At 66.1% G+C, this 26,503-nt stretch carries 22 protein-coding genes, 1 tRNA gene and 1 rRNA gene; 15 read left to right on the forward strand and 9 right to left on the reverse strand.

Translation table 11 applies throughout. The features are described 5' to 3' along the window. Nucleotides 1–96 (forward strand): 5S ribosomal RNA (gene rrf / locus J2T23_RS13545); the annotation flags it as partial. A 104-nt stretch (nt 97–200) separates the two neighbouring features. Continuing rightward, nucleotides 201–728, forward strand: coding sequence for an SRPBCC family protein (locus J2T23_RS13550; RefSeq protein WP_307360720.1), 528 nt, complete (start codon nt 201–203; stop codon nt 726–728). 16 nt (nt 729–744) lie between these two features. Here the strand turns inward: J2T23_RS13550 and J2T23_RS13555 are convergent, their stop codons facing one another. Further along, nucleotides 745–1,800 carry a LacI family DNA-binding transcriptional regulator gene (locus J2T23_RS13555; RefSeq protein WP_307360722.1) on the reverse strand — a complete coding sequence of 352 codons (1,056 nt, stop codon included), beginning with the start codon at nt 1,798–1,800 and terminating at the stop codon, nt 745–747. 2 nt (nt 1,801–1,802) lie between these two features. Further along, on the reverse strand, nt 1,803–3,548 hold the full coding sequence (locus J2T23_RS13560; protein WP_307360724.1) for a glycoside hydrolase family 13 protein: 1,746 nt from the start codon (nt 3,546–3,548) through the stop codon (nt 1,803–1,805). Nucleotides 3,549–3,725: 177 nt separating this feature from the next. On the opposite strand from J2T23_RS13560, the gene J2T23_RS13565 reads away from it, so the two are divergent. Then, nucleotides 3,726–5,096, forward strand: coding sequence for an FAD-binding oxidoreductase (locus J2T23_RS13565; protein ID WP_307360726.1), 1,371 nt, complete (start codon nt 3,726–3,728; stop codon nt 5,094–5,096). Between the two features lie 3 nt (nt 5,097–5,099). Here the strand turns inward: J2T23_RS13565 and J2T23_RS13570 are convergent, their stop codons facing one another. From J2T23_RS13570 to J2T23_RS13585, 4 genes are all read right to left on the reverse strand, one after another. Then, nucleotides 5,100–6,518 (reverse strand): DUF4032 domain-containing protein, encoded by a 1,419-nt coding sequence (locus J2T23_RS13570; protein WP_141158077.1) that lies wholly within the window; start codon nt 6,516–6,518, stop codon nt 5,100–5,102. A 106-nt stretch (nt 6,519–6,624) separates the two neighbouring features. Beyond that, complete coding sequence (locus J2T23_RS13575) at nt 6,625–7,707, reverse strand: ABC transporter ATP-binding protein (protein WP_018762103.1); 1,083 nt, start codon at nt 7,705–7,707, stop codon at nt 6,625–6,627. Nucleotides 7,708–7,924: 217 nt separating this feature from the next. After that, nucleotides 7,925–8,758, reverse strand: a complete 834-nt coding sequence (otsB, locus tag J2T23_RS13580; protein WP_307360730.1) for a trehalose-phosphatase — start codon at nt 8,756–8,758, stop codon at nt 7,925–7,927. Further along, nucleotides 8,748–10,250, reverse strand: coding sequence for an alpha,alpha-trehalose-phosphate synthase (UDP-forming) (locus J2T23_RS13585; RefSeq protein WP_307360731.1), 1,503 nt, complete (start codon nt 10,248–10,250; stop codon nt 8,748–8,750). The genes otsB and J2T23_RS13585 overlap by 11 nt, the downstream gene beginning before the upstream one ends. A 179-nt stretch (nt 10,251–10,429) precedes the next feature. Between J2T23_RS13585 and J2T23_RS13590 the strand changes: the two genes are divergently transcribed. The 5 genes from J2T23_RS13590 to J2T23_RS13610 all read left to right on the forward strand — a co-directional run bounded on the left by J2T23_RS13590 (nt 10,430) and on the right by J2T23_RS13610 (nt 15,579). Then, nucleotides 10,430–11,317, forward strand: coding sequence for a DsbA family protein (locus J2T23_RS13590; RefSeq protein ID WP_141158074.1), 888 nt, complete (start codon nt 10,430–10,432; stop codon nt 11,315–11,317). 149 nt (nt 11,318–11,466) lie between these two features. Then, nucleotides 11,467–11,543, forward strand: a tRNA-Thr gene (locus J2T23_RS13595). Between the two features lie 68 nt (nt 11,544–11,611). Further along, nucleotides 11,612–12,037 carry a ChaB family protein gene (locus J2T23_RS13600; protein ID WP_141180793.1) on the forward strand — a complete coding sequence of 142 codons (426 nt, stop codon included), beginning with the start codon at nt 11,612–11,614 and terminating at the stop codon, nt 12,035–12,037. Nucleotides 12,038–12,122: 85 nt separating this feature from the next. Next, nucleotides 12,123–14,294: an elongation factor G-like protein EF-G2 gene (locus J2T23_RS13605; RefSeq protein WP_307360734.1), complete on the forward strand. Its 2,172-nt coding sequence runs from the start codon at nt 12,123–12,125 to the stop codon at nt 14,292–14,294. A 34-nt stretch (nt 14,295–14,328) separates the two neighbouring features. Beyond that, the gene (locus tag J2T23_RS13610; RefSeq protein ID WP_307360736.1) at nt 14,329–15,579 is read left to right on the forward strand and encodes an MFS transporter; all 1,251 of its coding nucleotides are present in this window, start codon (nt 14,329–14,331) and stop codon (nt 15,577–15,579) included. A 101-nt stretch (nt 15,580–15,680) separates the two neighbouring features. Here the strand turns inward: J2T23_RS13610 and mmsB are convergent, their stop codons facing one another. From mmsB to chvE, 3 genes are all read right to left on the reverse strand, one after another. Next, nucleotides 15,681–16,961 (reverse strand): multiple monosaccharide ABC transporter permease, encoded by a 1,281-nt coding sequence (mmsB, locus tag J2T23_RS13615; RefSeq protein WP_141180796.1) that lies wholly within the window; start codon nt 16,959–16,961, stop codon nt 15,681–15,683. Between the two features lie 4 nt (nt 16,962–16,965). Further along, nucleotides 16,966–18,495, reverse strand: a complete 1,530-nt coding sequence (gene mmsA, locus J2T23_RS13620; RefSeq protein WP_307360739.1) for a multiple monosaccharide ABC transporter ATP-binding protein — start codon at nt 18,493–18,495, stop codon at nt 16,966–16,968. Between the two features lie 107 nt (nt 18,496–18,602). Next, the gene (gene chvE, locus J2T23_RS13625; protein ID WP_210411293.1) at nt 18,603–19,730 is read right to left on the reverse strand and encodes a multiple monosaccharide ABC transporter substrate-binding protein; all 1,128 of its coding nucleotides are present in this window, start codon (nt 19,728–19,730) and stop codon (nt 18,603–18,605) included. 268 nt (nt 19,731–19,998) lie between these two features. Here chvE and araB point away from each other — a divergent pair, with 268 nt between their 5' ends. From araB to J2T23_RS13660, 7 genes are all read left to right on the forward strand, one after another. Further along, a complete protein-coding gene (gene araB, locus J2T23_RS13630) occupies nt 19,999–21,759 on the forward strand; it encodes a ribulokinase (RefSeq protein ID WP_307360742.1) in 1,761 nt (586 codons plus the stop codon). Next, nucleotides 21,756–22,484: an L-ribulose-5-phosphate 4-epimerase gene (locus tag J2T23_RS13635; RefSeq protein WP_307360746.1), complete on the forward strand. Its 729-nt coding sequence runs from the start codon at nt 21,756–21,758 to the stop codon at nt 22,482–22,484. The genes araB and J2T23_RS13635 overlap by 4 nt, the downstream gene beginning before the upstream one ends. Nucleotides 22,485–22,529: 45 nt before the next feature. Further along, nucleotides 22,530–24,050 carry an L-arabinose isomerase gene (gene araA / locus J2T23_RS13640; protein ID WP_307360749.1) on the forward strand — a complete coding sequence of 507 codons (1,521 nt, stop codon included), beginning with the start codon at nt 22,530–22,532 and terminating at the stop codon, nt 24,048–24,050. Nucleotides 24,051–24,093: 43 nt separating this feature from the next. Continuing rightward, nucleotides 24,094–25,110, forward strand: coding sequence for a LacI family DNA-binding transcriptional regulator (locus J2T23_RS13645; RefSeq protein ID WP_307360960.1), 1,017 nt, complete (start codon nt 24,094–24,096; stop codon nt 25,108–25,110). Between the two features lie 76 nt (nt 25,111–25,186). After that, nucleotides 25,187–25,390: a hypothetical protein gene (locus J2T23_RS13650; protein ID WP_307360750.1), complete on the forward strand. Its 204-nt coding sequence runs from the start codon at nt 25,187–25,189 to the stop codon at nt 25,388–25,390. Between the two features lie 92 nt (nt 25,391–25,482). Then, the gene (locus J2T23_RS13655; RefSeq protein WP_018762118.1) at nt 25,483–25,785 is read left to right on the forward strand and encodes a DUF4193 domain-containing protein; all 303 of its coding nucleotides are present in this window, start codon (nt 25,483–25,485) and stop codon (nt 25,783–25,785) included. A gap of 158 nt (nt 25,786–25,943) precedes the next feature. Next, nucleotides 25,944–26,492, forward strand: coding sequence for an AMIN-like domain-containing (lipo)protein (locus tag J2T23_RS13660; protein ID WP_141158064.1), 549 nt, complete (start codon nt 25,944–25,946; stop codon nt 26,490–26,492). The last annotated feature ends 11 nt before the right edge of the window (nt 26,493–26,503 follow it).

Consider the following 26,503-nt stretch of genomic DNA (forward strand, 5'->3'; position numbering starts at 1 on the left):
GAAACGCCCGGTCCCATTCCGAACCCGGAAGCTAAGACCCACAGCGCCGATGGTACTGCACCCGGGAGGGTGTGGGAGAGTAGGTCACCGCCGGACATACATTACGAAGGGCCCTGACAAGGAATGTCAGGGCCCTTCGACTTTAACCACAAGACCGATGCCGACGGAGGGCCAAACGACCGCCGGTAGGATTGACCCTCATGAGCAGCATCTTCAGCCACGCCCAGGACCCCTCCCAAGACGACGGCCGGCAGGCTTCGGATCCCTTGGAGCCGGTGGTGAACACGGTCCGGGTTCCGGGCCCCGTCTCCCGGGCCTTCGCAGGCTTCACCGACCATACGCACTTGTGGTGGCCCCTGGAAAAGCACGGCGTTTACGGGGCCGGCTCCTACGTGGAGTTCGAGGAGAACCTCATCCTTGAGACGGCTGACGATGGCCGCACCAGCATCTGGGGTACCCTCGACGACTGGCAGCCGCCACTGTCCTTCCATGCCTCCTGGCACCCCGGAACCACGGCGCTCTGGTCCACCGAGCTCCTGGTGGCGTTCCGTGCTGTTGGGCCGGAGACGGAGGTCCGTGTGTTCCATGAGGGGTGGGAAGGGGCCGAGGATCCCGTTGCCGCCCGCGAAGCGTACGTGGAGGCGTGGCCCCTGATCCTGGAAAGGTTCGCACGGTTCATGGGTGCCGGCGACTCAACGGATGCGGTCCCCTCCGAAGACCTGTCCTAGGCTGTCCGCGCGGCTCCTAGGCTGTCCGCGTGGCCGGGCCCGGTGCTACGGCGGTGCTGTGCCGGATCACGAATTCCGTGGGGTATTCCTGGTCTTGTGCTGACGTAGCCGCTGTACCGCCGTCGGAATCCCCGACGGCGCCTTCCAGCAGGGCCAAAGCCGTGGCTGCCGCAAGCCTTCCCTGGCCGCGTGGATCCTGGCTGACGGTGGTCAGCCCGAAGGTTTCCGAGAGCTCGTGCCCGTCAATTCCCACCACGGAAAGATCTTCCGGGACCCGAAGCCCAAAGTCGCGCGCGGCAAGCATGATGCCCACCGCCATCTCGTCGGACGCGGCAAAGACGGCCGTAGGACGCTCGGTGGAGGTCCCCAGCAGCCGGCGGCCAGCTGCGTACGCGCCCTGGATGGTGAAGTCGGCAGTCACATGCCACTCCGGCCGGAACTCCAGTCCCGCTCCTGCCAGGGCCGCGCTGAAGCCCTTCTGCCGAAGCTGGGGTAACTTGAAATCCCGGTTCAGCCCCGCGTCACCGGTGATGTGGGCAATCCGGGTATGTCCCAGGCCAATCAGGTGGCGGGTGGCCATCATGGCCAGTCCTTCGTCATCGATCCGGATGGTAGAGGCTCCGCGCAGGGCACCTCCGATGCCCACAATAGGACGGTGCACGGCCAGCAGCTGGCCGATTTCCTCTTCGCTGAGCACCAGTGCCACCGTGATCACCGCATCCAGGCGCTTGCGCAGCAGGAAGTCAGTCAGGATGCTGTTTCGCCGCTCCGGCTGCTCACCCACGTTGTACAGCGTCAGGTCGTAGCCGGCGTCGAGCAGGGTTTCGGAGACGCCTTCGAGTACCGACGAGAAGTACCAGCGCTGGACGTTGGGCACCACCAGCCCGATGTTGTGGTTCCGCCCGGACGCGAGGCTCGACGCATGGTACGAGGGGACGAATCCGAGTTCCCGGGCGGCTTCCTGGGCCAGCCGGCGGCTCTTGGAAGAGACGTTGGACTTGCCGCTCAACGCCCGTGAGACCGTGGCAACGGACAGGCCTGCCCGGCTGGCAACTTCTTTGATGCCTGCCATCGTCAGAAAGCTGCTGCGGCGTCCGGTCCAAGCTGTATCCACGCGGTCTCACCGGAGGCAAGGGCGTGGCCCGCGCCTGCGGGCAGGCTGCGGATCAGGACGTTGCCGGCGGGCATTTCCAGCGGCTCGTGGTTCAGGTTCATAAGCACCAGCGTAGTGCCGTTCACGTAGCCCAGGGAGGAGCCGGTGCACCAGTCCTCGGCCCATGACAAGGACCCCCGGCCCAGGTCCAGTTCACGACGGCAGGCCAGGGCCTGGCGGTACAGGGAGAGGTGCGACGCCGGTGATTCCGCCTGCAGGTCCCTTGCCAGTGCTTTGAAGGAGTCAGGGATTGGCAGCCAAGGATCCCTTCCCGAACCGAATCCCAGATGCGGGTCCTCGCCGCGCCACGGCAGGGGAACCCGGCAGCCGTCGCGGCCAAGCCGCTGCCCGCCGGTGCGGGCGAACGTGGGGTCTTGGCGGAGGTGGTCCGGAATCTCAATCCCGTCAGGCAGTCCCAGTTCCTCGCCCTGGTACAGGTAGGCGGCCCCGGGCAGCCCCAGCATGAACATCGAAGCAGCGGCCGCGCGGCGGCGGCCAAGGTCATGGTCCGGCTGGGGGTCTGCGAAGCCGATGCCGTCCCCGTCCCGCGGACCCAGCCCGTTGTAGCCAAACCGGCTGGCGTGGCGGACCACGTCATGGTTGGAAAGTACCCAGGTGCTGGGGGCTCCGACGCCGTCAAGGACGGTCAATGAGTCGGTGATGACGGAGCGGAGCCGGTAAATGTCCAGGCCAGCGTGGAGATAGGGGAAATTGAAAGCCTGGTGCATCTCATCCGGTCGGACCCAGTGGGCAAGCCGGTGGAGGTCCACGCTGGCCTCGGCGCAGAGAATGCGGTCGGGGCCGTATTCGTCCAGGAGCATCCGCCACTTCCGGTAGATGTCGTGGACGCCGGGTTGACCGAACATGGGTGCCTCGTGGCCGGGATAGCCGTCGCTGCTGCCGCCGTCCGCGCGTCCGCCCCAGGCCGGCAGTCCCGGAGCCTTGACCAGGGCGTGGGCCACGTCCACGCGGAAGCCGGAAACGCCGCGGTCCAGCCAGAACCGGAGCACCCGCTCGAACTCTGCGTGGACGGCCGGGTTGTCCCAGTTGAAATCGGGCTGCGAGGAGTCGAAGAGGTGCAGGTACCACTGGCCGGGCCGTCCACCCTGCCCTTCCACCTGGGTCCATGCAGGGCCGCCGAAGTGGGACTGCCAGTTGTTCGGCGGTTCCTGCCCGTCGGGACCGGTCCCGTCACGGAATATGAACATGTCCCGTTCCGGGCTTCCATCCGGCGCTGCAAGGGCCGCTTGGAACGCGGGATGCTGGGCAGAGCAGTGGTTGGGGACCAGGTCCACGATCACCCGCAGGCCCAGGCGGTGGGATTCGGCCATCATGACGTCGAAGTCGCCAAGCGTGCCGAAGATGGGATCCACGTCGCAGTAGTCGCTGACGTCGTAGCCGGCATCCCGCTGCGGGGACTTGAAAAAGGGAGACAACCACACGGCGTCGACGCCCAGGTCCGCCAGATGCGGCAGTTCCTCGGTGATCCCGGCGAGATCGCCAATGCCGTCGCCGTTCAGGTCACGGAATGACCGGGGATACACCTGGTAGATCACCGCGGAGCGCCACCAGCCCGGGACGGTGTCAGCAGTGTGGATGAGCGTCAGGGGACCGGCGGAGGCGGTAGTGTCCTGGGTCACAGTTTCGACAGACATGCAAGCCAGCATAACGGCGAAGGGCTAAATAACTGAAAACGCTTCCATAAATGTTTCCGGCCACCTATTCCTGGATGCGGCCCAGCGGCAGGGACGGAACTGGAAGCGATTACAGCAGGGAAAGCTTCAAGGCTCCGCATGCTGCGCACCTAGACTGGTTAGGTATGTCCGACGACGGATGGAGGCTTTGTGGGAAGCATCGTTGACGAGCTGGAAGCCATCCTGGCACCTGGCCAGGTGGACACGGGCGAAGTCCCGCTCCGCCGGTACGCCGTGGACCAGGCGCCCGTGATCGATTTCCAGCTTCCGCTGGCCGTGGTGTTCCCCGAGTCGGTGGCCGACGTGCAGTCGGTAGTGAAGGCCTGCGCGGACAGCGGCGTGGCCATCGTGCCCCGGGGAGCCGGCACGGGCGTATCCGGGGGCGCCCATGCCACCGCCAACTGCATCATCCTCTCACTGGAGCGGATGGACCGGATCCTCGCCCTGAGCCCGGATGACGAAACAGCGGTGGTGGAGCCCGGCGTCGTGAACGCCGTGCTCAACGAAGCCGCGGCGGAGCACGGCCTCATGTACGCGCCGGACCCTGCCAGTTTCCGGAGCTCTACAATCGGCGGCAACGTGGCCACCAACGCCGGCGGCCTGCGGTGTGCCAAGTACGGCGTCACCAGGGACTCTGTCCTGGCGCTGGACGTCGTCCTGGCGGACGGCTCCCTCATCCACACCGGCCATCAGACCTTCAAAGGCGTGGCCGGGTACGACCTCACGGGCCTCTTCGTGGGGTCGGAAGGCACGCTGGGGATCGTCGTCGGGATCACGGTGCGGCTGAAGTACCTGCCCCGGGAAGTGCATACCGTCGCCGCGTTCTACCCGGACTTCAGGCTTGCCGCTGCCGGCGTCCTGGCGGTGGGACGGGCCCGCGTCCAGCCCGCCATCATGGAACTGCTCGACGGCGGTACGCTGGCGCAGCTCGACGACATCCATGGGTCCGACCTCACCGCCCGCGGGAAATCATTGCTGCTGGTCCAGACCGACGGGTTTGGGGCTGCGGCCGAGGCGGAGGTGGTGCGGCGGGTCCTGCGCGACGGCGGGGCCACGGTCACCACCGAGGCGAGCGCCGAGGCGGAGCGGCTGGTGGAGTTGCGGCGGCACAGCCGCGGTACGGAGGTGGACGACGAGTACCGGGTGGGCGAAGACGTCGCTGTTCCGCGCTCCCGCCTGGTGGACTACGTTGCAGCGCTTGAAGCTATGGCCGCCGGGCAGCAGGTGCACCTCAAGGTGGTGGCACACGCCGGGGACGGAAACCTGCACCCCACGTTCTGGATCGACAGGCAGGGCCCGGACGTGGAACCCGGTGCAATGGATCGGCTCCAGGTGGCCCTGGACGAGTCCATCACCGCGGCCCTGGCCATGGGCGGGACCATCACGGGGGAGCACGGCATAGGCCAGTACAAGCTGCGCTGGCTGGGCCAGGAGCAACCGGAGGCCGTCCGGGAACTCCAGCGCAGGATCAAGGACTTGTTCGATCCTGCCGGAGTCCTCAACCCTGGGAAGGCCATCTAGGAGTCAGTCGTCCGAATCCGGGTATTCGTCATCGGATTCATCGGCACCATAGCGGGACTCCTCGTTTTCCACTTCGAGGATCTTTAGCAATTCGGTGTCCGGGTTGAGCATGATCGCTGCTTCGTCGCGCCGGTGCCGCAGGATCGAGTCGATGTAGGACTGCACGGCTTCTGCCAGCGGGATGTGGCGCTCCTGCTTCTCCGACATGTACCACCGGTGCTCCAGGACCTCGTGGACCACCTCGGCGTGCTCGAGCTTGCCGGAGAGGTCCCGGGGGATGGAGCGCACGATCGGCTCGAAGATCTGGCTGACCCAAAGGTGGGCGCTGTATTCCTCGTCCATCTCCGGGTTGTTGTCCGCCCGGAACGAGTCCATGTCATTGAGGAGGCGGCGGGCCTGGTTCTCCTGCGCGTCCAGGCCGGTCAGCCGGAGGAGCCGCCGCTGGTGGTGCCCCGCGTCCACCACCTTGGGCTGCAATTGGATGGTGGAGCCGTTTTGGGTGGTCTTGATGGCATATTCCTCGACGTCGAAGCCGAGTTCGTTCAGGCGCCGGATGCGGGCGCCCACCCGCCAGCGTTCGCCCAGCTCAAAGGATTCCTTCTCCGTCAGTTCAGCCCACAGCCGCCGGTAACTGTCCATGATCAACTCACTGGTGGCTACGGGGTCCACCTTCTCCTCGATCAGGCCGCCGTCCAGCAGGTCCATCAGCTCCCCGGCGATGTTGACCCGCGCAATTTCGAGGTCGTATTCGCGCTGGCCCGTGGACAGGTCCGGGTACAGCTCGCCCGTTTCGGCGTCCACCAGGTAGGCGGCAAAGGCTCCGGCGTCGCGGCGGAAGAGGGTATTGGACAGCGACACGTCTCCCCAGTAAAAACCGATCAGGTGCAGCCGCACCAGCAGCAGGGCCTGCGCGTCGATGAGGCGCGTCAGTGTGTCCTTGCGCAGCATTTGGGAGAACAGCGCGCGGTAGGGCATGGAGAACTTCAGGTGCCGGGTTACCAGGACCGGGTTGAGCGGACGCCCGTCGGGGGTGGTCCGCCCGGTGATCACCGCAACAGGCTCCACGCAGGGCACATCGAAGCGGGCGAGCTTGCGGAGCATGTGGTATTCGTGGCGGGCCACATGCTCGGAGGTTTCCTTAATGGCGATGACAGAGCCGCCCAGGTGGGCAAAGCGCACGATGTGCCGCGAGATGCCTCGGGGGAGGGCCGCCAGGTATTGCGCCGGCCACTCCTCCAGGGCGATATGCCAGGGAAGGTCCAGCAGTTCCGGATCCGCTGCCGCGGCAGTGATGTTCAGCGACGAGGCTACCGAGGCCGCCTTGTTGTCATCTGCACTGGCCGCCACGAACCGCGGCAGCTTCCCGATCTGCGCGTAGTCGGTGGGTTCGTCGTGCCACTGGGCGCTGTATTCCTCGGTCATGGCTCAATTCTTCCGTACTTGGGGGTACCGCGCCTAAAATTTGCCGCTTAAAAACCGACGGCGGCCCTCCCGGAGGAGGACCGCCGTCGGTCTCTAAGCTGGAACGTCAGTCGCCGAGGCGCAGGCCGGTCTTGGTGTCGAACAGGTGCACGTGGCCCGACTGCGGGCGGACGTAGATGACCTCACCCTTCATCGGAGGGCGGCGGCCGTCGACGCGGGCCACGATGTCGTGGTCCTTGCCGTCGAGGGTGGTGTGGCCGTAGACGTAGGCGTCGGCGCCGAGTTCCTCGACAACGTCCACCTCCACCTTCAGGCCTTCACCCTGCGGAGCGGTTTCCAGGTCCTCCGGGCGGCTGCCCAGCGTGACCGTGGAGCCGTGTGCCTCTTCGAGGACGTCGCGCGGCACGGGGTAGACGGTGCCGCCGAACTGCACGCCGCCGTCGACCACGGGAAGCTCCAGCAGGTTCATGGCGGGGGAGCCGATGAAGCCGGCAACGAAGACGTTCTTCGGGCGGTCGTAAAGGTTGCGCGGGGTGTCCACCTGCTGCAGCAGGCCGTCCTTCAGCACAGCCACGCGGTCACCCATGGTCATGGCTTCAACCTGGTCGTGCGTCACGTAGACGGTGGTGACGCCGAGGCGGCGGGTCAGGGACGCGATCTGGGTGCGGGTCTGGACGCGGAGCTTGGCGTCCAGGTTGGACAGCGGCTCATCCATGAGGAAGACCTGGGGGTTACGGACGATGGCGCGGCCCATGGCAACGCGCTGGCGCTGGCCGCCGGAGAGTGCCTTTGGCTTGCGGTCCAGGTACTGCTCAAGGTCAAGGAGCTTGGCGGCTTCGCGGACGCGCTCGGCGCGCTCTTCCTTGGAGACACCGGCGATCTTCAGGGCAAAGCCCATGTTGTCGGCCACAGTCATGTGCGGGTACAGCGCGTAGTTCTGGAAAACCATGGCGATGTCGCGGTCCTTCGGCGGAACATCGGTAACGTCACGGTCACCGATCAGGATGCGGCCGGCGTTGACGTCCTCAAGGCCTGCGAGCATGCGCAGGGAGGTGGACTTGCCGCAACCGGAGGGTCCCACGAGGACCAGGAATTCGCCATCGGCGATGTCGATGTTGAGCTTATCGACGGCGGGCTTATCTGTGCCCGGGTACAGACGCGTAGCGTTATCAAAAGTAACTGTAGCCACAGTTATCAATCCCTTCACCGGCAGGTACGTGCCGGACGATCCGTTGTGAATGGTTCATGTTTATTCAGTTTTGTTCCTGCAAAGCGCTCCGAGCCTGGGCCCGGAGCGCAGAATGACGCCGCACGGTGCTTGTGCGCCACATCACACCTAGAGTATGCCAGAGGTTGCGCTTCCTCGCCGAAATGTTACGGACGTCACATGTGCCGCCAGCCACGTCCTAACCGGACGCGGCCTGCGGATCCTCTTCGGCAACAGCAATGCTCCGCTCCTGAAGCAGGGCCTCCAGCAGTTCCGCAATGTGGACGGGAGCCTCCACCCGATACTGGGCCTGGGTGAAATCAAGGCCCACCTTGACCCCCACGTCGCCCGGTTCGAGCCGGCCAAAAGCGTCCTCGTCCGTGACGTCGTCGCCGGCGAACAGCACGGCAGTGGCCCCGGTGGCCTGCCGCAGGAAGGCGACACCTTCGCCTTTGGAGGCATTGACAACCGAAGTCTCCAGGACGCGTTTGCCTTCCTTCAGGAAGACTCCCTTGCGGTCCCGCAGCACCGACCGTGCTGCCGCTACTGCGTCTTCTGCCACGTCGTCCCCAGCCTGGCGGGTATGCAGGACGACGCCGGCAGGCTTGTCCTCAAGGGAGGTGCCGGGCGCCTCGGCAACGATGCCGGCCAACTCGGCGCGGACCTCTTCAAGGAGTGCCTTCTGGTCCTCTTCAAGAGCCAGTTCGGTGGAACCGGGCCCCAGCCATGCCTCGGCGCCATGGCTGCCGATCAGGAGCGTGTCGACCGGCGGGGAGGCGACCTCCCGCAGGCTGGCGAGGGCGCGTCCGGAGATGAGGGCCGTCGTCGTCCGTGGAAGGACGGCGAGGCCTGCGAAAGCGGTGGCCGACCGGGGAAGCGGCCGTGCGTCCTGCGCCCGGCCGACGATGGGTGCCATGGTGCCATCGAAATCCATGGCCACGAGCAGGTGCTCCGTGCCGGCGATCCGGCGCAGGGCTTCGCGGAGTTCGGGGGTGAGCGCCAATGGCGCGCTACCGGGGCGCTCAGGAGTCATCGCGGACCACTTTCTCGTTCAGGGCGCGCAGGAAGTCCGCTGACCAGTGGTCTACGTCGTGGTCCAGGATCTGCTTGCGCATGGCCCGCATGCGGCGCGAGGCCTCCCTCGGGGTGAGTTCCACGGCGGCCATGATGGTGTTCTTGAGGCCGGCGATATCGTGCGGATTGATCAGCAGCGCCTGCTTCAGCTGATCGGCCGCCCCGGCGAATTCGCTGAGGACCAGCGCGCCGTCGTTGTTGTTGCGGGCGGTGACATATTCCTTGGCCACAAGGTTCATTCCGTCGCGCAGCGCGGTGACCAGCATGACGTCCGCGGCCAGGTACAGCGCCACCATCTCCTCCACGGGGTAGCTGTGGTGCAGGTAGCGGACGGCGGTGTTCTCCAAGGTGTCGTAGGTGCCGTTGATGTGGCCCACGGTGCCTTCAACTTCCTCGCGCAAAAGCCGGTACTGTTCCACGCGCTCCCGGCTGGGGGAGGCAACCTGGATGAGGGTTGCATCGCCCACCGTGAGCCTGCCGTCCGCAAGGAGTTCCTCGAAGGCCTTCAGCCGGTGGCGGATGCCCTTGGTGTAATCCAGGCGGTCCACTCCGAGCAGGATGGTCTTGGGGTTGCCAAGGTCCTGGCGTATCTGGCGGGCGCGTTCGATGATGTCCGGCCGGGCGGCGAGTTCGGTGATCTGCTTGACGTCGATGGAGATGGGGAAGGCCTGGGACCGGGCGATGTGGGTCAGTTGGCCGTTGTGGTCCTTGACGTGAACCTGCTGCTGCTTGACGCTGGCTCCGAGGAAGCGGCGGGCGGAGCGCATGAAGTTTCCCGCGTCGCTGGGCCGCTGGAAGCCCACCAGGTCCGCGCCCAGCAGCCCGTCGATGATGGCCTGGCGCCAGGGAAGCTGGGCGAAGATCTCCGGCGGCGGGAACGGGATGTGGTTGAAGAAACCGATCCGCAGGTCCGGCCGTGCTTCACGGAGCAACCGGGGGACCAGCTGGAGCTGGTAGTCCTGCACCCACACCGTGGCGCCCTGGTCCGCGTGGCGCACCACGGCGTCGGCGAACCTGCGGTTAACCCTGCGGTAGGCGTCCCACCAGGTGCGGTGGAACTCCGGCGGGGCGATGACGTCGTGGTACAGCGGCCAAAGGCTGGCGTTGGAGAACCCTTCGTAGTACAGCTCCACGTCATCGGTGCTGAGCTGGACCGGGACAAGGTCCATGCCTCCGTGGCTGAACGGCTCGACCGTTTCGTCAGGGGCGCCGTGCCAGCCCACCCAGGCGCCGTCTGTCTTGGTCATCATCGGCGCCAGTGCAGTCACCAGGCCGCCGGGCGACCGGCGCCAGCCGGAGCCGTCGTCGCTGTCGTCCCCTGGTGCCACCCGGTCCACGGGCAGCCTGTTGGAGACCACCATGAAGTCGTATTTCGTATGGCCGGCGTGGCCGGAACCGGAACTGCCGGCCGTAGCTGTTCCGGCTGGTTTTTCCTGGACGGGTGTTTGCATTGCGGCCCCCTGGGGTTGCTTGTGCCTCTAAGCCACCCTAGCCGGACGGAATCATCGGGGCTATTCGTCCGTTGGTCAACCCGGAAGAATGGTTGAAACCGCAAGCTCTCAGCTTTCTCCCCTAAAATGTTTGGGGTGCCACCAAGTGGTCCCCCTACGTCGACCGACCCAAGGAACTCATGAGCCCCGCAAACGAAGTACGTAAGTCCAAGGCTGAGCGAACCGCGGAGGCGCGCGAAAAGGCGCGCCTGATCCGCGAAGCGCAGGTAAAGAAGGACAAGCGCAACAAGCTCCTCATTGGCTGGGGCATCGTGGCGGCGGTTGTGGCCATCCTTGTGGTGGTGGCCCTGGTTGTGACCAACAGCCTCAAGCAGAACGCGCCGATAGCCGACCAGGGCCCGGTCCCCGCCAACGCCAACGCCCACGGGGGCGTGACCCTGCTGGCCAACACGGACGTGGCCAAGACGGGACCGGCTACCGTCGACGCAGCCTCCCTGGGGGACGCCCCCAAGACCCCGCCGGCCGAGGTAGTGGCCCCCGGCGCCGAAGCTGAGGCGGGCAAGCCGGTGAAGGTTGTCCTCTACATCGACTTCATCTGCCCCGTCTGCAAGAATTTCGAGGCCCAGTACAACGACCAGCTCACCTCGCTGCGCAATGACGGCAAGATCACCGTGGAATACCGGCCGCTGGGCTTCCTGGACAGCCGGTCCACCACCAACTACTCATCGCGTGCGGCCAATGCGGCGGCCTGCGTTGCCAACACGGCTCCGCAGAAGTACGCCGACTACTTCAATGCCTTGTACGCCCAGCAACCGGCTGAAGGAAGTGCCGGCCTCTCGGACAACGACCTGAAGAAGATGGCCTCCGACATGGGCGTGGATATCGGTTCCTGCGTCGATGACAAGACGTACCGCCCGTTCGTGAAGTTCACCACCAAGGAAGCGGCGGCCATCGGCGTGACGGGTACGCCCACCGTGTTCGTGGACGGCAAGCAGTGGGGCAAGGGGGACAGCGCCCAGACGCCGTTCCCGGACTTCCTGCAGGCAGCCATCGCGGCCAAGGGCTAACGGGAAACAGCCCGTGCAGGGGCCCGCTCCGGATTCGCTCCGGGGTGGGCCCTTGCGCATCCACCGCCGGTTCAGCGGGCGTTTTTACCCCCGGCTGGAGTTGGGCTAACCTTATCTAGCGCCTGCGGGCGCACGCCCTTCCGGGGCATGCCTCCTTAGCTCAGTTGGCCAGAGCACCGCTCTTGTAAAGCGGGGGTCGTCGGTTCGAATCCGACAGGGGGCTCCATATCACCTCCGGGTCTAAGCTGGATCCATCCGAATAATCAGCCTGCTGACTAAAGGAGGATGGGTGCCATGCCCAAGACCGGCAAGAACGACCATGCCCGCAAGGACGAACTGCCGTCCACACTGCAGCGTTCCGACCAAAAGGCCCAGGACACGTTCGCGAAGACCTATGACTCCGCCCTCGAGTCCTACGACAACGACGAAGAGCGCGCTGCCCGTGCAGCCTACGCCTCACTGAAGCACAGCTATGAGAAGGTGGGCGACCATTGGGAGCCCAAGGAAAAGCGCGGCCCGTCTGACAAACGCGCGGAGCAGGGCGTCCGGTCATCCGAGCCCACCGCCGGCGGCGTCGACGCCAATGCGTCCAAGGAGCACCTCTACAAGCTGGCCAGGGAACTGGACGTCAAGGGCCGGTCGAAGATGGACAAGGACCAACTGGTCCACGCCCTCCAGAAGGCCAACGACGCCGCCACCCGCAAAGCCCGCAGCAAATAGCCTGGGCACTTGCCGTCCCGCCGTCCCAAGGTGTCGAATCAGAGGACACATCCGGTCCGGTCGGCAACGATGCCAGGAGGTTCCAATGTCGGTGAAGAGCACCAAGGAGTCCGCGCGGGGTGCCGGCGGCAGGAACGGGCCTGACGCAAAGCGGGCAGACCAGGCCACCGGGATCGCGGCGGAGGACCCGGCCCGGATCCGGAACGTGGCGCTGGTGGGGCACTCCGGCGCCGGGAAGACCTTGCTGATCGAGGCACTGCTCGCAGCCACCGGGGTGATCACCCGCAAGGGATCCATTGCTGACGGCTCCACGGTCAGCGACTCGGATCCGGCCGCGGTGCACCAGCAACGCTCGGTCACGCTGTCATTGGTTCCGTTGCTGGTGGGCGACGTCAAAGTGAACCTCCTGGACACCCCCGGCTACCCGGATTTCATCGGGGAACTCCGGGCCGGACTGAGGGCTTCGGACGCCGCCCTGTTCGTGGTCTCGGCCGTGGACGGCATCGATGCCACCACTACGGCGCTGTGGGGCGAGTGCGCGCACATGGGGCTGCCACGCGCCGTCGTCATCACCAGGGTGGACCATCCGCGGGCGGATTACGACGGCGCCCTGGCCGCCTGCCGGAAAGCGTTCGGCGACGGGGTCCTCCCGCTGTACGTCCCGGTGCCCGCCGAGGGTGGGGCGGCCGGCCTCCTGGGCCTGCTGTCCCAGGAGGTAACGGACTACTCGTCCGGCGATCCGTCACCGGATGTCCGTCCGGCCGCACCGGAGGAACTCGCTGCCGCCGGGACCGCCAGGGGCGCCCTGATCGAGGGCATCATCGCCGAGAGCGAAGACGAAACCCTGATGGACCGGTACCTGGACGGGGAGGACATCGATACCGCGGTGCTGGCAGACGACCTGGAAACCGCCGTCGCCCGGGGCTCGTTCTTTCCCGTCCTGCCAACGTCTGCTGTTACGGGACTCGGCACGGCAGAGCTGCTCGAGGTCCTGGTGCGCGCCTTCCCGGCACCGTTGGAAGGCAGACTGCCGGACATGACCGACCTCGCGGGGGAACCGGGTGGAAGGCTGTCCTGCGATCCTGATGGCCCGCTCGCCGCTGAAGTGGTGCGGACCTCCAACGATCCCTTCCTGGGCCGCATCTGCCTGGTGCGGGTTTTCTCCGGGACGCTGCGGGAAGATACTCCCGTCCACGTGGGCGGACACGGCCTGGCTGACCGCGGGCACCAGGACCACGACACCGATGAACGGGTCACCCACATCTACTCCCCGCTGGGCGCCAGCCTGCGGCCTGTCCCCTTCTCCGTGGCAGGGGACATGTGCGCCCTGGCGAAGCTGGGCAGCGCTGAAACCGGGGACACCATTTCCGCCCGGGAAAGCCCGCTGTTGCTGGCCACGTGGGAGATGCCCGAACCGCTGCTGCCGGTTGCCGTGGAAGCGGATTCCCGCAGCGACGAGGATGCGCTGGCCCGCAGCCTCGGCCGGATCGCCGCCGGGGATCCCACCCTGCGGGTGGACCGGAACGCGGAGACCCACCAACTGGTGCTGTGGTGCATGGGGGAGGCACACGCCGAGGTGGTCCTGGACCGGCTGCGCGAGCAGGGCGTGAAACTGCATACCGTTGACGTGGTGACACCGCTGCGGGAAACCTTCGCTGCCCCCGCCTCCGGCCACGGACGCCACGTCAAGCAGTCCGGCGGCCATGGCCAGTACGCCGTGTGCGATATCGAGGTGGAACCGCTGGAGCGCGGCGGGGGATTCGAGTTCGTGGACAAGACGGTGGGCGGCGTCATCCCGGGAACGTTCATTCCGTCCATCGAAAAAGGGGTCCGGGCGCAAATGGAGCGGGGGGTGTCGGCAGGTTTTCCCGTCGTGGACCTGCGGGTGACCCTTACCGGCGGCAAGGCCCACAGCGTGGATTCGTCGGATGCGGCGTTCCAGGCGGCAGGGGCCTTGGCGCTGCGCGAAGCTGCGGCCGCCGGGAAGGTCCAGTTGCTGGAACCGGTGTCCTCCGTGACCATCACCGTTGCCGACGAACACGTGGGTACCGTAATGAGCGATTTGTCGGGCCGCAGGGGGCGCCTCACGGGCACCACCTCATCAGGCGAAGGACTGACGGAGATCAGCGCTGAAGTCCCCGACCAGGAGCTCCTGCGCTACGCGGTGGAACTGCGGGCCCTCACGGCAGGCACCGGCCGGTTCCGGCGGCAGTACCTGCGCCACGACCCCGTCCCGCCAAATTTCAGCCCGTCCTGATCCGCCCCGGAACAGTCCGAAGGAACGGCCGCCGGTGAACGCCGCAGCACGAAAGATCCAGAACGTCTACCTGACGCTGACGTTGGGAAACACGCTTGCGGCGTCCTTCATCTGGGGAATCAACACACTCTTCCTGCTCGACGCGGGGCTCAGCAACCTCGAGGCCTTCGCCGCGAACGCCTTCTTCACCGCAGGGATGGTTCTCTTCGAGGTGCCCACCGGGGTGGTGGCGGACAGCTGGGGACGCCGCGCATCCTTCCTGCTGGGCACCGTGACCCTGGCGGCGTCTACCTACCTGTACTACCTCCTCTGGCAGCTGTCGGCCCCGTTCTGGTGGTGGGCAGCCGTGTCTGCGCTGCTTGGCCTTGGCTTCACCTTCTTCTCCGGAGCCGTGGAAGCCTGGCTGGTGGATGCCCTCCACTTCTCCGGCTACGACGGCGGCCTGGAAGCCGTCCTGGGGCGGGGCCAGATGGTGTCCGGAATCGCAATGCTGGCCGGATCCGTGGCAGGCGGCGTCATTGCCCAGGCCACGAACCTTGGCGTCCCTTTCCTGCTGCGGGTGGGAGTTCTGGTGGCGATGTTCGCCGTTGCGTTCCTCCTCATGCACGACGTCGGCTTCACCCCCGAGCGGTCGGCCCACCCGGTGCAGGCCACGCGGGCAGTCCTGCGCGCCTCGTTGGAGGGCGGACTGAAGAACCCTCCGGTGCGGTTCATGATGTTGGCGGCCCCGTTCACCGAGGGGGTGGGGTTCTACGTCTTCTACGCCCTCCAGCCGTACCTGCTGCAGCTCTTTGGCGACCCCAAGGCCTATGCCATCGCAGGACTGGCAGCTGCGATCGTTGCCGGCGCGGACATCGTTGGTGGTTGGCTTGCGCCGCTGGTCCGGAAACTGGTGGGCCGCCGCACCACGGTCTTGATCGGCTCCACGATTGCCAGCTCAGTGGTCCTGGTGGCGCTCCTGGCCACCCACTCCTTCTGGCTTGCCCTGGTCCTGCTGTCGCTGTGGGCCGTGGTTGCCTCCGCCGGCACCCCTGTCCGCCAGGCGTACCTGAACGACATGATTGCCTCGAAGCAGCGGGCCACGGTCCTGAGCTTCGCGTCGCTCATGGGTTCGAGCGGGGGAGTGGTGGTGCAGCCGGTGCTGGGCAGGACCGCGGACCTTTACGGCTACCCGGCGTCCCTGGCCCTGGGCGGCGCGGTGCAGCTGCTGGCGGCGCCCTTTATTGTGCTCAGCCGGCGCCGGCGCTCGCCGGCTGATGTTGCCACCGGCCTGGCTGCCCCTTAAAGAGCTGCCTGGGCGTTTGCTTCCCGGCGCCGGACGCAGGAAGGCCCCCGTTGCCGGGACGTCGTCCGGGCAGCGGGGGCCGGCAGGTGCGCGTGACCCGCCTACTTCACGCCTGCCTCCACCGTTTTGCTGGCGGCCGGCGCCGGCTTTTCCTGGGCCGGCGGAGGGCTGGTCTTGAGCTTGAAGCGCTTGCCAATCTCCCCTCCGCCGCCGCTGCGGTTCTTGTTGAAGATGTCGAACCCGACGGCGACCAGGAGGACCAGGCCCTTGATGAGCTGCTGGTAGTCGGTGCCCAGTCCCAGGATGGACATGCCGTTGTTCAGTACGCCCATGATGAGGCCACCGATCATGGCTCCGGCTACTGTTCCGATACCGCCGGTGACAGCTGCTCCACCGATGAATGCTGCCGCGATGGAATCGAGCTCGAAGCCGGTTCCGCCGGCGGGCTGGGCGGAGTTGAGCCGGGCGGTGAACACCAGGCCGGCCAGCGCGGAGAGGACGCCCATGTTCACGAAGAGCCGGAACGTGACGGCCTTGGTCTTGATGCCTGACAGTTCGGCGGCGTGGAGGTTGCCGCCGATGGCGTACGTGTGGCGGCCGAAGACGCTGTTGTTCATGAGGGCGGTGTAAGCGATCACCAGGGCAGCAAGGACCACCAGGACGATCGGAGTGCCCCGGTAGGACGCCAGAAGGAACGTGATGACCAGCATGAGCAGCGCGGTGAAGGTGGTCTTGATGACAAACCAGACCAGGGGTTCGCTTTCGAGGTCGAACTTGCGGCGGATCCTGCGCTCCTTGAAGGCCTGGATCAGCAGGGCCGCCGTGGCGCCGAGGCCCAGGATGACGGTGAGCCATTCCAGCACGGAAGTGCCGCCGGAAATGTCCGGAAGGAAGCCGCCGCCCAAGGCCCGCAGTTCGGCGGGGAACGGGGTGATCTGCTGGTTCTTGAGCGTGATGAGCGTCAGCCCGCGGAAGATCAACATGCCGGCGAGGGTGACGATGAAGGCGGGAATCCCCACGTAGGCGATCCAGTAGCCCTGCCACGCGCCGACCAGGGCTCCGACCAGAAGGCATGCCGGGATGGCTGCCCACCACGGCCAGCCCCAGTGCACGATCATGACCCCGGCCACGGCGCCGATGAACCCTGCCACCGATCCAACGGAAAGGTCGATGTGCCCGGCGATTATGACCATCACCATGCCGATGGCCAGGATGAGGATGTAGCTGTTCTGGACCACCAGGTTGGTGACGTTCTGCGGTTCCAGCAGGATTCCGCCGGTCAGTCCCTGGAACAGCAGGACGATCAGGATCAGGGCAACGAAGATGCCAACCTGGCGGAGGCGGCTGGTGAGGAATCCAAGCGATTCTCGTAAGGCGGACATGTCGCTATTCCTTCTCTTTGGTCATGTAGTGCATCAGGGTTTCCTGGGTGGCGTCGGCGATGGGCACTTCGCCTGTGATGTGCCCGGCGGCGAGGGTGTAGATGCGGTCGCAGATTCCCAGGAGCTCGGGTAGCTCCGAGGAAATGACAATGACGGCTTTTCCTTCGGCGGCGAGCTTGGCGATGATCGTGTAGATCTCGTACTTGGCGCCGACGTCGATGCCGCGGGTGGGTTCATCAAGGATGAGCACGTCGGGATCGGAGAACATCCATTTGCTGAGAACCACCTTCTGCTGGTTTCCACCGGACAGCTTCCCGGTAACGGCAGCCACCGACGGGGCTTTGATGTTCATGCTCGTGCGGTAGCCGTTGGCCACCACCGTCTCCTGGTTCTTGTCCACGAAGCCGCGTTTTGCCAGCTTGCGCAGGGATGCCAGGGAAATGTTCCGCTTGATGTCCTCGATAAGGTTCAGGCCGTAGTGCTTGCGGTCTTCGGTGGCATAGGCAATGCCGTGCCTGATGGCGTCAGACACCGTGGCGGTGTTGATTTCCTCGCCGTACTTGTAGACCTTCCCGGAGGTGGCGGTGCCGTAGGTCCGGCCGAAGACGCTCATGGCAAGCTCGGTGCGCCCGGCGCCCATGAGGCCGGCCAGCCCTACCACCTCGCCTTTCCTGACGTGCAGGTTGGCATTGTTGACCACCATGCGGCTGTGGTCCTGGGGGTGGCGCACGGACCAGTCCTCGATCCGCAGCACTTCCTCGCCGATGTTCGGTTGGCGGTCCGGATACAGGCTTTCAAGGTCGCGGCCCACCATGCCGCGGATGATCCGCTCCTGGGTGATCTGGCCTTCGTCGAGCCGCAGGGTCTCGATGGTCTTGCCGTCACGGATGATGGTGACGGCGTCCGCCACCCTTCGGATCTCATTGAGTTTGTGGCTGATGATGATGCTGGTGACGCCCTGTCCCTTCAGATGCAGGATCAGGTCCAGGAGGTGGCCGGAGTCCTCGTCATTGAGGGCGGCCGTGGGTTCGTCCAGGATCAGCAGCTTCACCTCCTTGGACAGGGCCTTGGCGATCTCCACCAGCTGTTGCTTGCCCACGCTGATGTGCTGCACCGGTGTGACGGGGTTTTCGTCGAGGCCCACGCGGGCCAGCAGCTTGGCGGCCTCCAGGTTGGTCTTGCGCCAGTCCACCCAACCGTTGGTGGCCTGTTCGTTGCCCAGGTAGATGTTCTCGGCGATGGAGAGGTACGGGCTCAGGGCCAGTTCCTGGTGGATGATGACGATTCCGCGCTTCTCGCTGTCCGAGATGCTGGAGAAGTTGCACGGTTCGTTTTCGAAGAGGATCTCCCCGTCAAAGGAGTTGTGTGGATAGACGCCGGACAACACCTTCATGAGCGTTGATTTGCCGGCTCCATTTTCGCCGCAGATGGCGTGGACCTCGCCGCGGTTTACGTCCAGGGTGACGTCCTGGAGGGCCTTCACGCCCGGGAACGTCTTGGTGATTCCTCGCATCTGAAGAATGGGTGTGTTCATCGGTCAATTCCCACTGACTGGTCGGAGCTGGGCCGTCCTGCTGCTGCAGGAGGCTGCGGGAGGGGCTGTGGCCGGATGGAGGTCCGGCCACAGCCTCCGGACGCTGACTACTTGACGTCGGAGTCCTTGTAGTAACCCGAGTCGATCAGTTCCTTCTTGTAGTTGTCCTTGGTGATGATCAGGGACTTCAGCAGGAAGGCCGGGACAACCTTGACCTTGTTGTTGTAGGTCTTGGTGTCGTTGGTCTCCGGTTCCTGGCCCTTCAGCACTGCATCGACCATCTTGACGGCCTGCGCGCCGAGCTGGCGGGTGTCCTTGAAGATGGTGGAGTACTGCTCGCCGGCGATGATGGACTTGACGGAGCCCTTTTCGGCATCCTGGCCGGTAACAACCGGGAGGCTGCCCTTGGCGTAGCCGCCGGTGCTGGTGAGGGCCGAGATGATGCCGATGGACAGGCCGTCATACGGGGACAGGACGCCGTTCAGCTTGGTGCCTGAGCTGTAGGCGGAGGTGATGATGTCCTCCATGCGCTTCTGGGCCACGGGGGCCTGCCAGCGAAGAATGGCGGCCTGTTCGAACTTGGTCTGGCCGCTGGGGACCTTCAGGGTGCCGGCGTCCATGTACGGCTTGAGGGTGTCCATGGCGCCGGTCCAGAAGAAGTTGGCGTTGTTGTCGTCGGGGCTGCCGGCGAAGAGCTCAATGTTGAACGGGCCCTTGCCGTCGACCTTCTTGCCGCTGGCATCAACGAGGCCGAGGCCGGTCAACAGCGAAGTGGCCTGCTGGACGCCAACAGTGTAGTTGTCGAACGTGGTGTAGTAGTCGACGTTCGGCGTGCCGTTGATGAGGCGGTCGTATGCGATCACTTTGACGTTCTGCTCCTTGGCCTTGGCCAGGACGTCGGTCAGGGTGGTGCCGTCAATGGCGGCAATGATCAGGGCCTTGGCGCCCTTGGTCAGCATGTTCTCGATCTGCGAGACCTGGGTGGGGATGTCGTCATTAGCGAACTGGAGGTCTGTCTTGTAGCCGAGGTCCTTCAGGGACTTTTCCACGTTGGCGCCGTCGGCGATCCACCGTTCGGAAGTCTGCGTCGGCATCGAGATGCCTACCAGTGAATCGCTGGGCTTCGCGGCACCGCTGGATTCGCTGGCCCCGCCGCGGGAGCCACAACCGGTGGCGCCCACCGTCAGGGCGACGACGAGGGCCACCGCGCCCATCAGTTTCTTGATTCTCACCATTTTCTCCTTCCGCGGCAGCACTGCCACGAAGCGTTGGTGGACCAGGCAGCACCAGTGCTCCCTGGTCCTGGCCACATTGTTGATGTGTCGGTTCAATATAGACTGATTTGTGAACGCTAACAAGAGTGTCCAGCCGGAATCCCCGAAAACTTTCCAGCTCATTGACTTCCGGTTTGTTAGCGTTCACACTAGCTGCAGCACGTAGCTCCACCCTGACCCCTACAAACCCGGTAATGAGGCCTATGCCTCCCGGACGGAGGCAACCCCCATGCCAGATGCGCTGACCACGTCCAGCTCCGAGCCCAGCCATGACCCCTGCGTCATCGGCGTGGATTACGGAACCCTTTCAGGCCGCGCCGTGGTGGTGCGCGTCCGCGACGGCGCGGAACTGGGCAGCGCCGTCCATGAGTATGCCCACGCGGTGGTCACCGGCGTCCTGCCCCGGGATACAGCGGGCGACGACGGCGCCCGGCTTCCCGGGGAGTGGGCACTTCAGGTGCCCAACGACTACCGGGACGTCCTGCGTACCGCCGTCCCCGCCGCCGTGGCCGACGCCGGGATCGACCCGGCCGCCGTCGTCGGTATTGCCACCGACTTCACCGCCTGCACCATGGTGCCGGTCACGGCCGACGGCACACCCCTGAACGAACTTGCCGCATTCGCGAACCGCCCGCACGCCTACGTAAAGCTCTGGCGCCACCACGCCGCGCAGGGCCAGGCCGACCGGATCAACCGGCTCGCCGCCGAACGCGGCGAAGACTGGCTTCCCCGCTACGGAGGACTGATCTCCTCCGAATGGGAGTTCGCCAAGGGACTGCAGCTGCTGGAGGAGGATCCGGAGGCCTACGCCGCCATGGATCACTGGGTGGAGGCGGCGGACTGGATCGTCTGGCAACTCTGCGGCCGGTATGTCCGCAACGCATGCACCGCCGGTTATAAGGGCATCTACCAGGACGGCCGGTATCCGTCCGAAGAGTTCCTGGCCGCCCTCAACCCTGACTTCAAGGATTTTGTCAGCTCCAAGCTGGAGCACACCATCGGCCGGCTGGGTGATGCCGCCGGCACCCTGACGGCGGAGGCCGCCGCCTGGACCGGGCTGCCGGAGGGCATCGCGGTGGCCGTGGGAAACGTTGACGCCCACGTCACCGCCCCGGCCGCGAAGGCCGTGGAGCCCGGCCAACTGGTGGCGATCATGGGCACCTCCACCTGCCACGTCATGAACGGCAGCGAACTGCGGGAAGTGCCGGGCATGTGCGGCGCCGTGGACGGTGGAATCGTTCCGGGCCTGTGGGGCTACGAGGCAGGACAGTCAGGGGTGGGGGACATCTTTGGCTGGTTCACCAGGCACGGCGTCCCGCCCGAATACCACCAGGCCGCCAAGGACGCCGGGCTGGGGATCCACGAGTACCTGACCGAACTGGCTTCCCGCCAGGCCATCGGGGAGCACGGCCTGATCGCGCTCGACTGGCATTCGGGAAACCGCTCGGTCCTGGTGGATCACGAGCTATCCGGCATGGTGGTTGGCCAAACCCTGGCCACCAGGCCCGAGGACACCTACCGCGCCCTTCTGGAAGCCACGGCCTTTGGAACCCGCACCATCGTGGACGCCTTCCGCGACGCCGGAGTCCCGGTCAAGGAATTCATCGTTGCCGGCGGGCTGCTGAAGAACCGGCTCCTGATGCAGATCTACGCCGATGCCACCGGCCTGCCTCTGTCCACCATCGGCTCGGAACAGGGGCCGGCACTGGGTTCTGCCATCCACGCCGCCGTCGCAGCGGGCGCCTACGCGGATATCCGCGAAGCCGCCGCGGCCATGGGCGCCGAGCCCGGCGAGGTCTACACCCCAATCCCGGAAAACGCGGCCGCCTACGACGAACTGTTCCAGGAGTACCGCACCCTGCACGACTACTTCGGCCGGGGCAGCAACGATGTCATGCACCGGCTCAAGGCCATCCAGCGCAAGGCCGCCCAGGCGGCCCGGCCCGGAGCAGGCGTCGCCGCCAAAGCAACCGTGGGGGTGTCCGCATGACCGCCGGAACAGGCGCCGGAACCGGCCTCCTGGAAACCATCGCCCGGATCCGGACGGAAGTGTGCGCCCTGCACGCCGAGCTGACCCGGTACGGCCTGGTGGTGTGGACTGCGGGCAACGTCTCGGCGAGGGTGCCCGGCACCGACCTCATGGTGATCAAGCCGTCCGGTGTCTCCTACCAGGAACTCACCCCGGAGCAGATGATCGTGACCGACCTGTACGGCACCCCGGTCAGGGGCACCAATGTTGGCGGCAGCGGCACGGTGGACTGGGGCAATCCCGCGCTGTCGCCCTCGTCGGACACCGCCGCGCACGCCTACGTGTACCGGCACATGCCGGAGGTGGGCGGGGTGGTGCATACGCACTCAACGTACGCCACCGCCTGGGCTGCCCGGGGCGAGGCCATCCCCTGCGTGCTCACCATGATGGGGGACGAGTTCGGCGGTTCCATCCCGGTGGGACCGTTCGCCCTGATCGGTGACGACTCCATTGGCCACGGGATCGTGGAGACCCTGAAGAATTCCACGTCCCCGGCCGTCCTGATGCAGAACCACGGCCCCTTCACCATCGGCAAGGATGCCCGCGCCGCCGTCAAGGCCGCCGTCATGTGCGAGGAAGTGGCCCGCACCGTGCACATTTCCCGGCAGCTGGGTGAGCCGCTGCCCATCGACCAGGCCCACATCGACTCCCTTTACGCCCGCTACCAGAACGTCTACGGCCAATAACACGCACCGGCCACCAACCGGCCAGAAGATCTTTCCAGGAGAATCATGAGTACCGCTGCAACCACTTCCCTCGACGGCTACGAAGTCTGGTTCCTCACCGGCAGCCAGCACCTCTACGGCGAGGAAGTCCTCAAGCAGGTGGCCGCGCAGTCGCAGGAGATCGCCAACCAGCTCAACGCGTCCGCCACCGTCCCCGTGCGGATCGTCTGGAAGCCGGTGCTCACCGACTCGGATGCCATCCGCCGCACCGCGCTGGAGGCGAACGCCGATGACTCGGTCATCGGCGTGACGGCCTGGATGCACACCTTCAGCCCCGCCAAGATGTGGATCCAGGGCCTGGACCTCCTGCGGAAGCCCCTGCTGCACCTGCACACCCAGGCCAACCGGGACCTGCCCTGGGCGGACATCGACTTCGACTTCATGAACCTGAACCAGGCAGCACACGGTGACCGCGAGTTCGGGTATATCCAGTCCCGCCTGGGCATTGCCCGGAAGACCGTCGTCGGGCATGTCTCCAACCCCGAGGTCGCCCGCCAGGTGGGATCCTGGCAGCGCGCCGCCGCTGGCTGGGCAGCCGTCCGCACCCTGAAGCTCACCCGCTTTGGCGACAACATGCGCAACGTCGCCGTCACCGAAGGCGACAAGACCGAGGCCGAGCTGCGGTTCGGCGTTGCGGTGAACACCTGGTCCGTCAACGAACTCGCGGACGCCGTCCACGGCGCGGGGGAGGCCGACGTCGACGCGCTGGTGGCCGAGTATGAGGACCTTTACGATGTGGTGCCGGAGCTTCGCGCAGGCGCGGCCCGGCACGAATCGCTGCGGTACGGCGCCCGGATCGAACTGGGCCTGCGCAGCTTCCTCGAAGCCAATGGTTCGGCCGCGTTCACCACGTCCTTCGAGGACCTCGGTGCCCTCCGCCAGCTGCCCGGGCTCGCCGTGCAGCGGCTCATGGCCGCCGGTTACGGGTTCGGCGCCGAAGGCGACTGGAAGACCGCCATCCTGGTGCGCGCCGCGAAGGTAATGGGCGCGGGTCTGCCCGGCGGTGCCTCCCTCATGGAGGACTACACGTACCACCTGGAGCCCGGGTCCGAGAAGATCCTGGGCGCCCACATGCTCGAAGTTTGCCCTTCCCTGACGGCAGCAAAGCCGCGGCTGGAAATCCACCCGCTGGGCATTGGCGGCAAGGAAGACCCGGTCCGCCTGGTGTTCGACGCCGACGCGTCCGCGGGCGTCGTCGTCGCCCTGTCCGACATGCGGGACCGGTTCCGCCTGGTGGCCAACGCCGTCGACGTCGTCCCGCTCGACCAGCCGCTGCCCAACCTCCCCGTGGCCCGCGCTCTCTGGCAGCCGAAGCCCGACTTCGCTACCTCCGCCGCCGCCTGGCTCACGGCCGGCGCAGCCCACCACACCGTGCTCTCCACCCAGGTGGGCATGGACGTCTTCGAGGACTTCGCCGAGATCGCCAAGACCGAACTCCTTACTATCGACGAAGGCACCACCATCCGCCAGTTCAAGAAGGACCTGAACTGGAACGCCGCCTACTACAAACTGGCCGGCGGGATCTGATCCGGTGGCCAAGGTCCCGGCGGCGGCCAGGGACGGGAACCCCGTGACGGACAGCGTGCCGCGGCGGCTGCCCAGGCTCGAGGATGTGGCGGCACGTGCCGGGGTATCGCACCAGACCGTCTCACGGGTGGTCAACAACCACCCCAACGTGAGTCCCGGCACCCGCCGGAAGGTGGAAGTTGCGATCGCGGAACTCGGCTACCGCCGCAACTCTGCCGCCCGAAGCCTGGTCACCCGGCGCTCGCAGATCATCGGTGTCCTGGGCAGCGAGCTTTCGCAGTACGGCCCGGCCAATACCCTGCTCGGGGTGGAACGGGCTGCGCGGGATGCCGGCTACTTCGTCAGCGTCGCGGCGCTGCGCGAGGTCACCCGGGACGCGATCCTGGACGCCGTCCGGCACTTCCTGGACCAGTCGGTGGACGGAATCGTGGTCATCGTCCCGCATTTGGAAACGCTGGCTGCCCTGGCGGAACTGCCCATCGGAGTGCCGGTGGTGGCCGTGGGACCTGACGGCAATGACACCGTGGGCGGGGTCAAGGTGGACCAGCGGCGCGGCGCCGAACTGGCGGTGGAACATCTCATCGCCCAGGGGCACGTCCGGATTGGACACGTTGCGGGGCCGCAGGACTGGATCGACGCCGTAGCCCGCGCCGAGGGCTGGCGGGCAGCCCTCTGCTCGGCCGGGCTCGCGGCAGACCTGGTCACCGAGGGTGACTGGAGCGCGGGCAGCGGATACGAGATCGGCCGGCGGCTGGCTGCCGGCCGCCGCGCCACTGCCCTTTTCGTCGGCAACGACCAGATGGCCCTTGGGGTCCTGCGTGCCCTGAACGAGGCGGGCATCAGGGTGCCGCAGGATGTTTCGGTGGTGGGCTTCGACGACCAGCCGGAGGCCGGCTACTTCAGTCCGCCCCTGACGGTGGTCCGCCAGGACTTCGAAGAGCTGGGCCGGCGGTGCATGGACATGATGCTCACCGCGTTCCAGGGCGGGGACGGGCCGCGGACCCTGGTGGTGGAGCCTGAGCTCATCGTGCGCAGAAGTACGGCGCCACCCGCCCCGTAGCGTGGCCGGCGCCGAATTAATCAGCGGGAGACCCGCGCGAAACGTGGCCACAACAATAACTGCGTAGTTTTCAGGCATGACCGCTACCTTGCTCATCCGCCTCCGCGACTGGCTGCTGGACTCCGTCACCTTCGACTGCGAAACGGACGCTGCCGGTGCCATGGCCGACGCCACCCTCTGGGGCTGGCTGCCGGCCTTGAGCGGGGTGTCCATCGGAGCCGGCCACGCCCGCTCGGAGCACGCAGGAACAACGGCAGAAACCGGCCCAGTGTCTGGTTAAGCACACTATTGCGCCGGTAGAGGGATCATGCCCTAAACTGCTTCACTGAGGTGCCTGAAATGGCGCTGCGCAGCAACGAAAGTGAACATGCTATGGCTACCGATTACGATGCTCCACGCAAGCAGGAAGAAGAGTCGCCGGCTGACTCCCTCGAGGCCCTCCAGGCATCACGGAGCGGCAACGCGCAGACCGCGGTTATCGATGTCGACGAGAACGACACCGCTGAAGGTATCGACCTGCCCGGCGCAGACCTGTCCAATGAGGAACTGACGGTCATTGTGGTTCCCGAACAGTCGGACGAGTTCACCTGCTCGTCGTGCTTCCTGGTCCGCCACCGCTCGCAGGTCGCCCGCGAAAAGGACGGCCTGAAGTACTGCCGCGACTGCGAAGGCTAGAATCCCATCCTGGTTTTCCCGGCGCCGGCCACCACACCCGAGGTGGCCGGCGCTTCTTTGTCCCCGGACGCCGTCGTTATCAAAATGGACCTCGTTTCCGCCCGCCAACGCTCCTACGCTGGAAGCATCCAATAGCCCTTATTTTGGGTGGCACCACAATGAAAAAGTTCTCCATCTGGCTCGCGGCCATCCTGCTGGCGGTCGGGCTGGGAATCGTCGTCGAGGGGCCCGCCTCCGCGGCTCCCTACTGCGGACTCACATGGGGTTCGCTGATCAAGTCGGACGGCGCCATGGGCCGCGTGCCCGTGACGAACGTCCGGACCGGGCAGCACTATTGCTTTGACCGGCTGGTGGTTGACCTGGGCGGCGCGCCGGCCCCCGGCTACACCGTGCGCTACGTCCCGCAGGTCATCCAGGACGGCTCGGGCGCAATCGTGCCCACCCGGGGCGGCGCCCGGCTGCAGGTCGTCGTCAAAGCGCCTGCCTACGACGCCAACGGCCAGCCTACCTACACACCCGCCGACAAGGCCGGGCTCTCCGACGTTTCCGGATACCAAACCTTCCGCCAGGTGGTCTGGGCCGGAAGCTTCGAGGGCCAGGCCACCATCGGCGTGGGCGTCCGTGCCCGCCTCCCGTTCCGGGTGTTCGCCCTTGACGGTCCGGGCGCCGGCTCCCGCCTGGTCATCGACGTGGCGCACTACTGGTGAGCGTCCGTCGC

The organism is Pseudarthrobacter niigatensis, assembly GCF_030812615.1.
GTDB classification, from domain to species: domain Bacteria; phylum Actinomycetota; class Actinomycetes; order Actinomycetales; family Micrococcaceae; genus Arthrobacter; species Arthrobacter niigatensis.

Coding starts and splice junctions, on each gene's coding strand:
- J2T23_RS13650 (WP_307360750.1), top strand. CDS start 25,187: ATGACCGCTACCTTGCTCATCCGCCTCCGCGACTGGCTGCTGGACTCC.
- J2T23_RS13585 (WP_307360731.1), bottom strand. CDS start 10,250: ATGCAAACACCCGTCCAGGAAAAACCAGCCGGAACAGCTACGGCCGGC.
- J2T23_RS13550 (WP_307360720.1), top strand. CDS start 201: ATGAGCAGCATCTTCAGCCACGCCCAGGACCCCTCCCAAGACGACGGC.
- J2T23_RS13605 (WP_307360734.1), top strand. CDS start 12,123: ATGTCGGTGAAGAGCACCAAGGAGTCCGCGCGGGGTGCCGGCGGCAGG.
- J2T23_RS13560 (WP_307360724.1), bottom strand. CDS start 3,548: ATGCTGGCTTGCATGTCTGTCGAAACTGTGACCCAGGACACTACCGCC.
- J2T23_RS13555 (WP_307360722.1), bottom strand. CDS start 1,800: ATGGCAGGCATCAAAGAAGTTGCCAGCCGGGCAGGCCTGTCCGTTGCC.
- J2T23_RS13655 (WP_018762118.1), top strand. CDS start 25,483: ATGGCTACCGATTACGATGCTCCACGCAAGCAGGAAGAAGAGTCGCCG.
- J2T23_RS13570 (WP_141158077.1), bottom strand. CDS start 6,518: ATGACCGAGGAATACAGCGCCCAGTGGCACGACGAACCCACCGACTAC.
- otsB (WP_307360730.1), bottom strand. CDS start 8,758: ATGACTCCTGAGCGCCCCGGTAGCGCGCCATTGGCGCTCACCCCCGAA.
- araB (WP_307360742.1), top strand. CDS start 19,999: ATGCCAGATGCGCTGACCACGTCCAGCTCCGAGCCCAGCCATGACCCC.
- mmsB (WP_141180796.1), bottom strand. CDS start 16,961: ATGTCCGCCTTACGAGAATCGCTTGGATTCCTCACCAGCCGCCTCCGC.
- mmsA (WP_307360739.1), bottom strand. CDS start 18,495: ATGAACACACCCATTCTTCAGATGCGAGGAATCACCAAGACGTTCCCG.
- J2T23_RS13635 (WP_307360746.1), top strand. CDS start 21,756: ATGACCGCCGGAACAGGCGCCGGAACCGGCCTCCTGGAAACCATCGCC.
- J2T23_RS13600 (WP_141180793.1), top strand. CDS start 11,612: ATGCCCAAGACCGGCAAGAACGACCATGCCCGCAAGGACGAACTGCCG.
- chvE (WP_210411293.1), bottom strand. CDS start 19,730: ATGGTGAGAATCAAGAAACTGATGGGCGCGGTGGCCCTCGTCGTCGCC.
- J2T23_RS13590 (WP_141158074.1), top strand. CDS start 10,430: ATGAGCCCCGCAAACGAAGTACGTAAGTCCAAGGCTGAGCGAACCGCG.
- J2T23_RS13660 (WP_141158064.1), top strand. CDS start 25,944: ATGAAAAAGTTCTCCATCTGGCTCGCGGCCATCCTGCTGGCGGTCGGG.
- araA (WP_307360749.1), top strand. CDS start 22,530: ATGAGTACCGCTGCAACCACTTCCCTCGACGGCTACGAAGTCTGGTTC.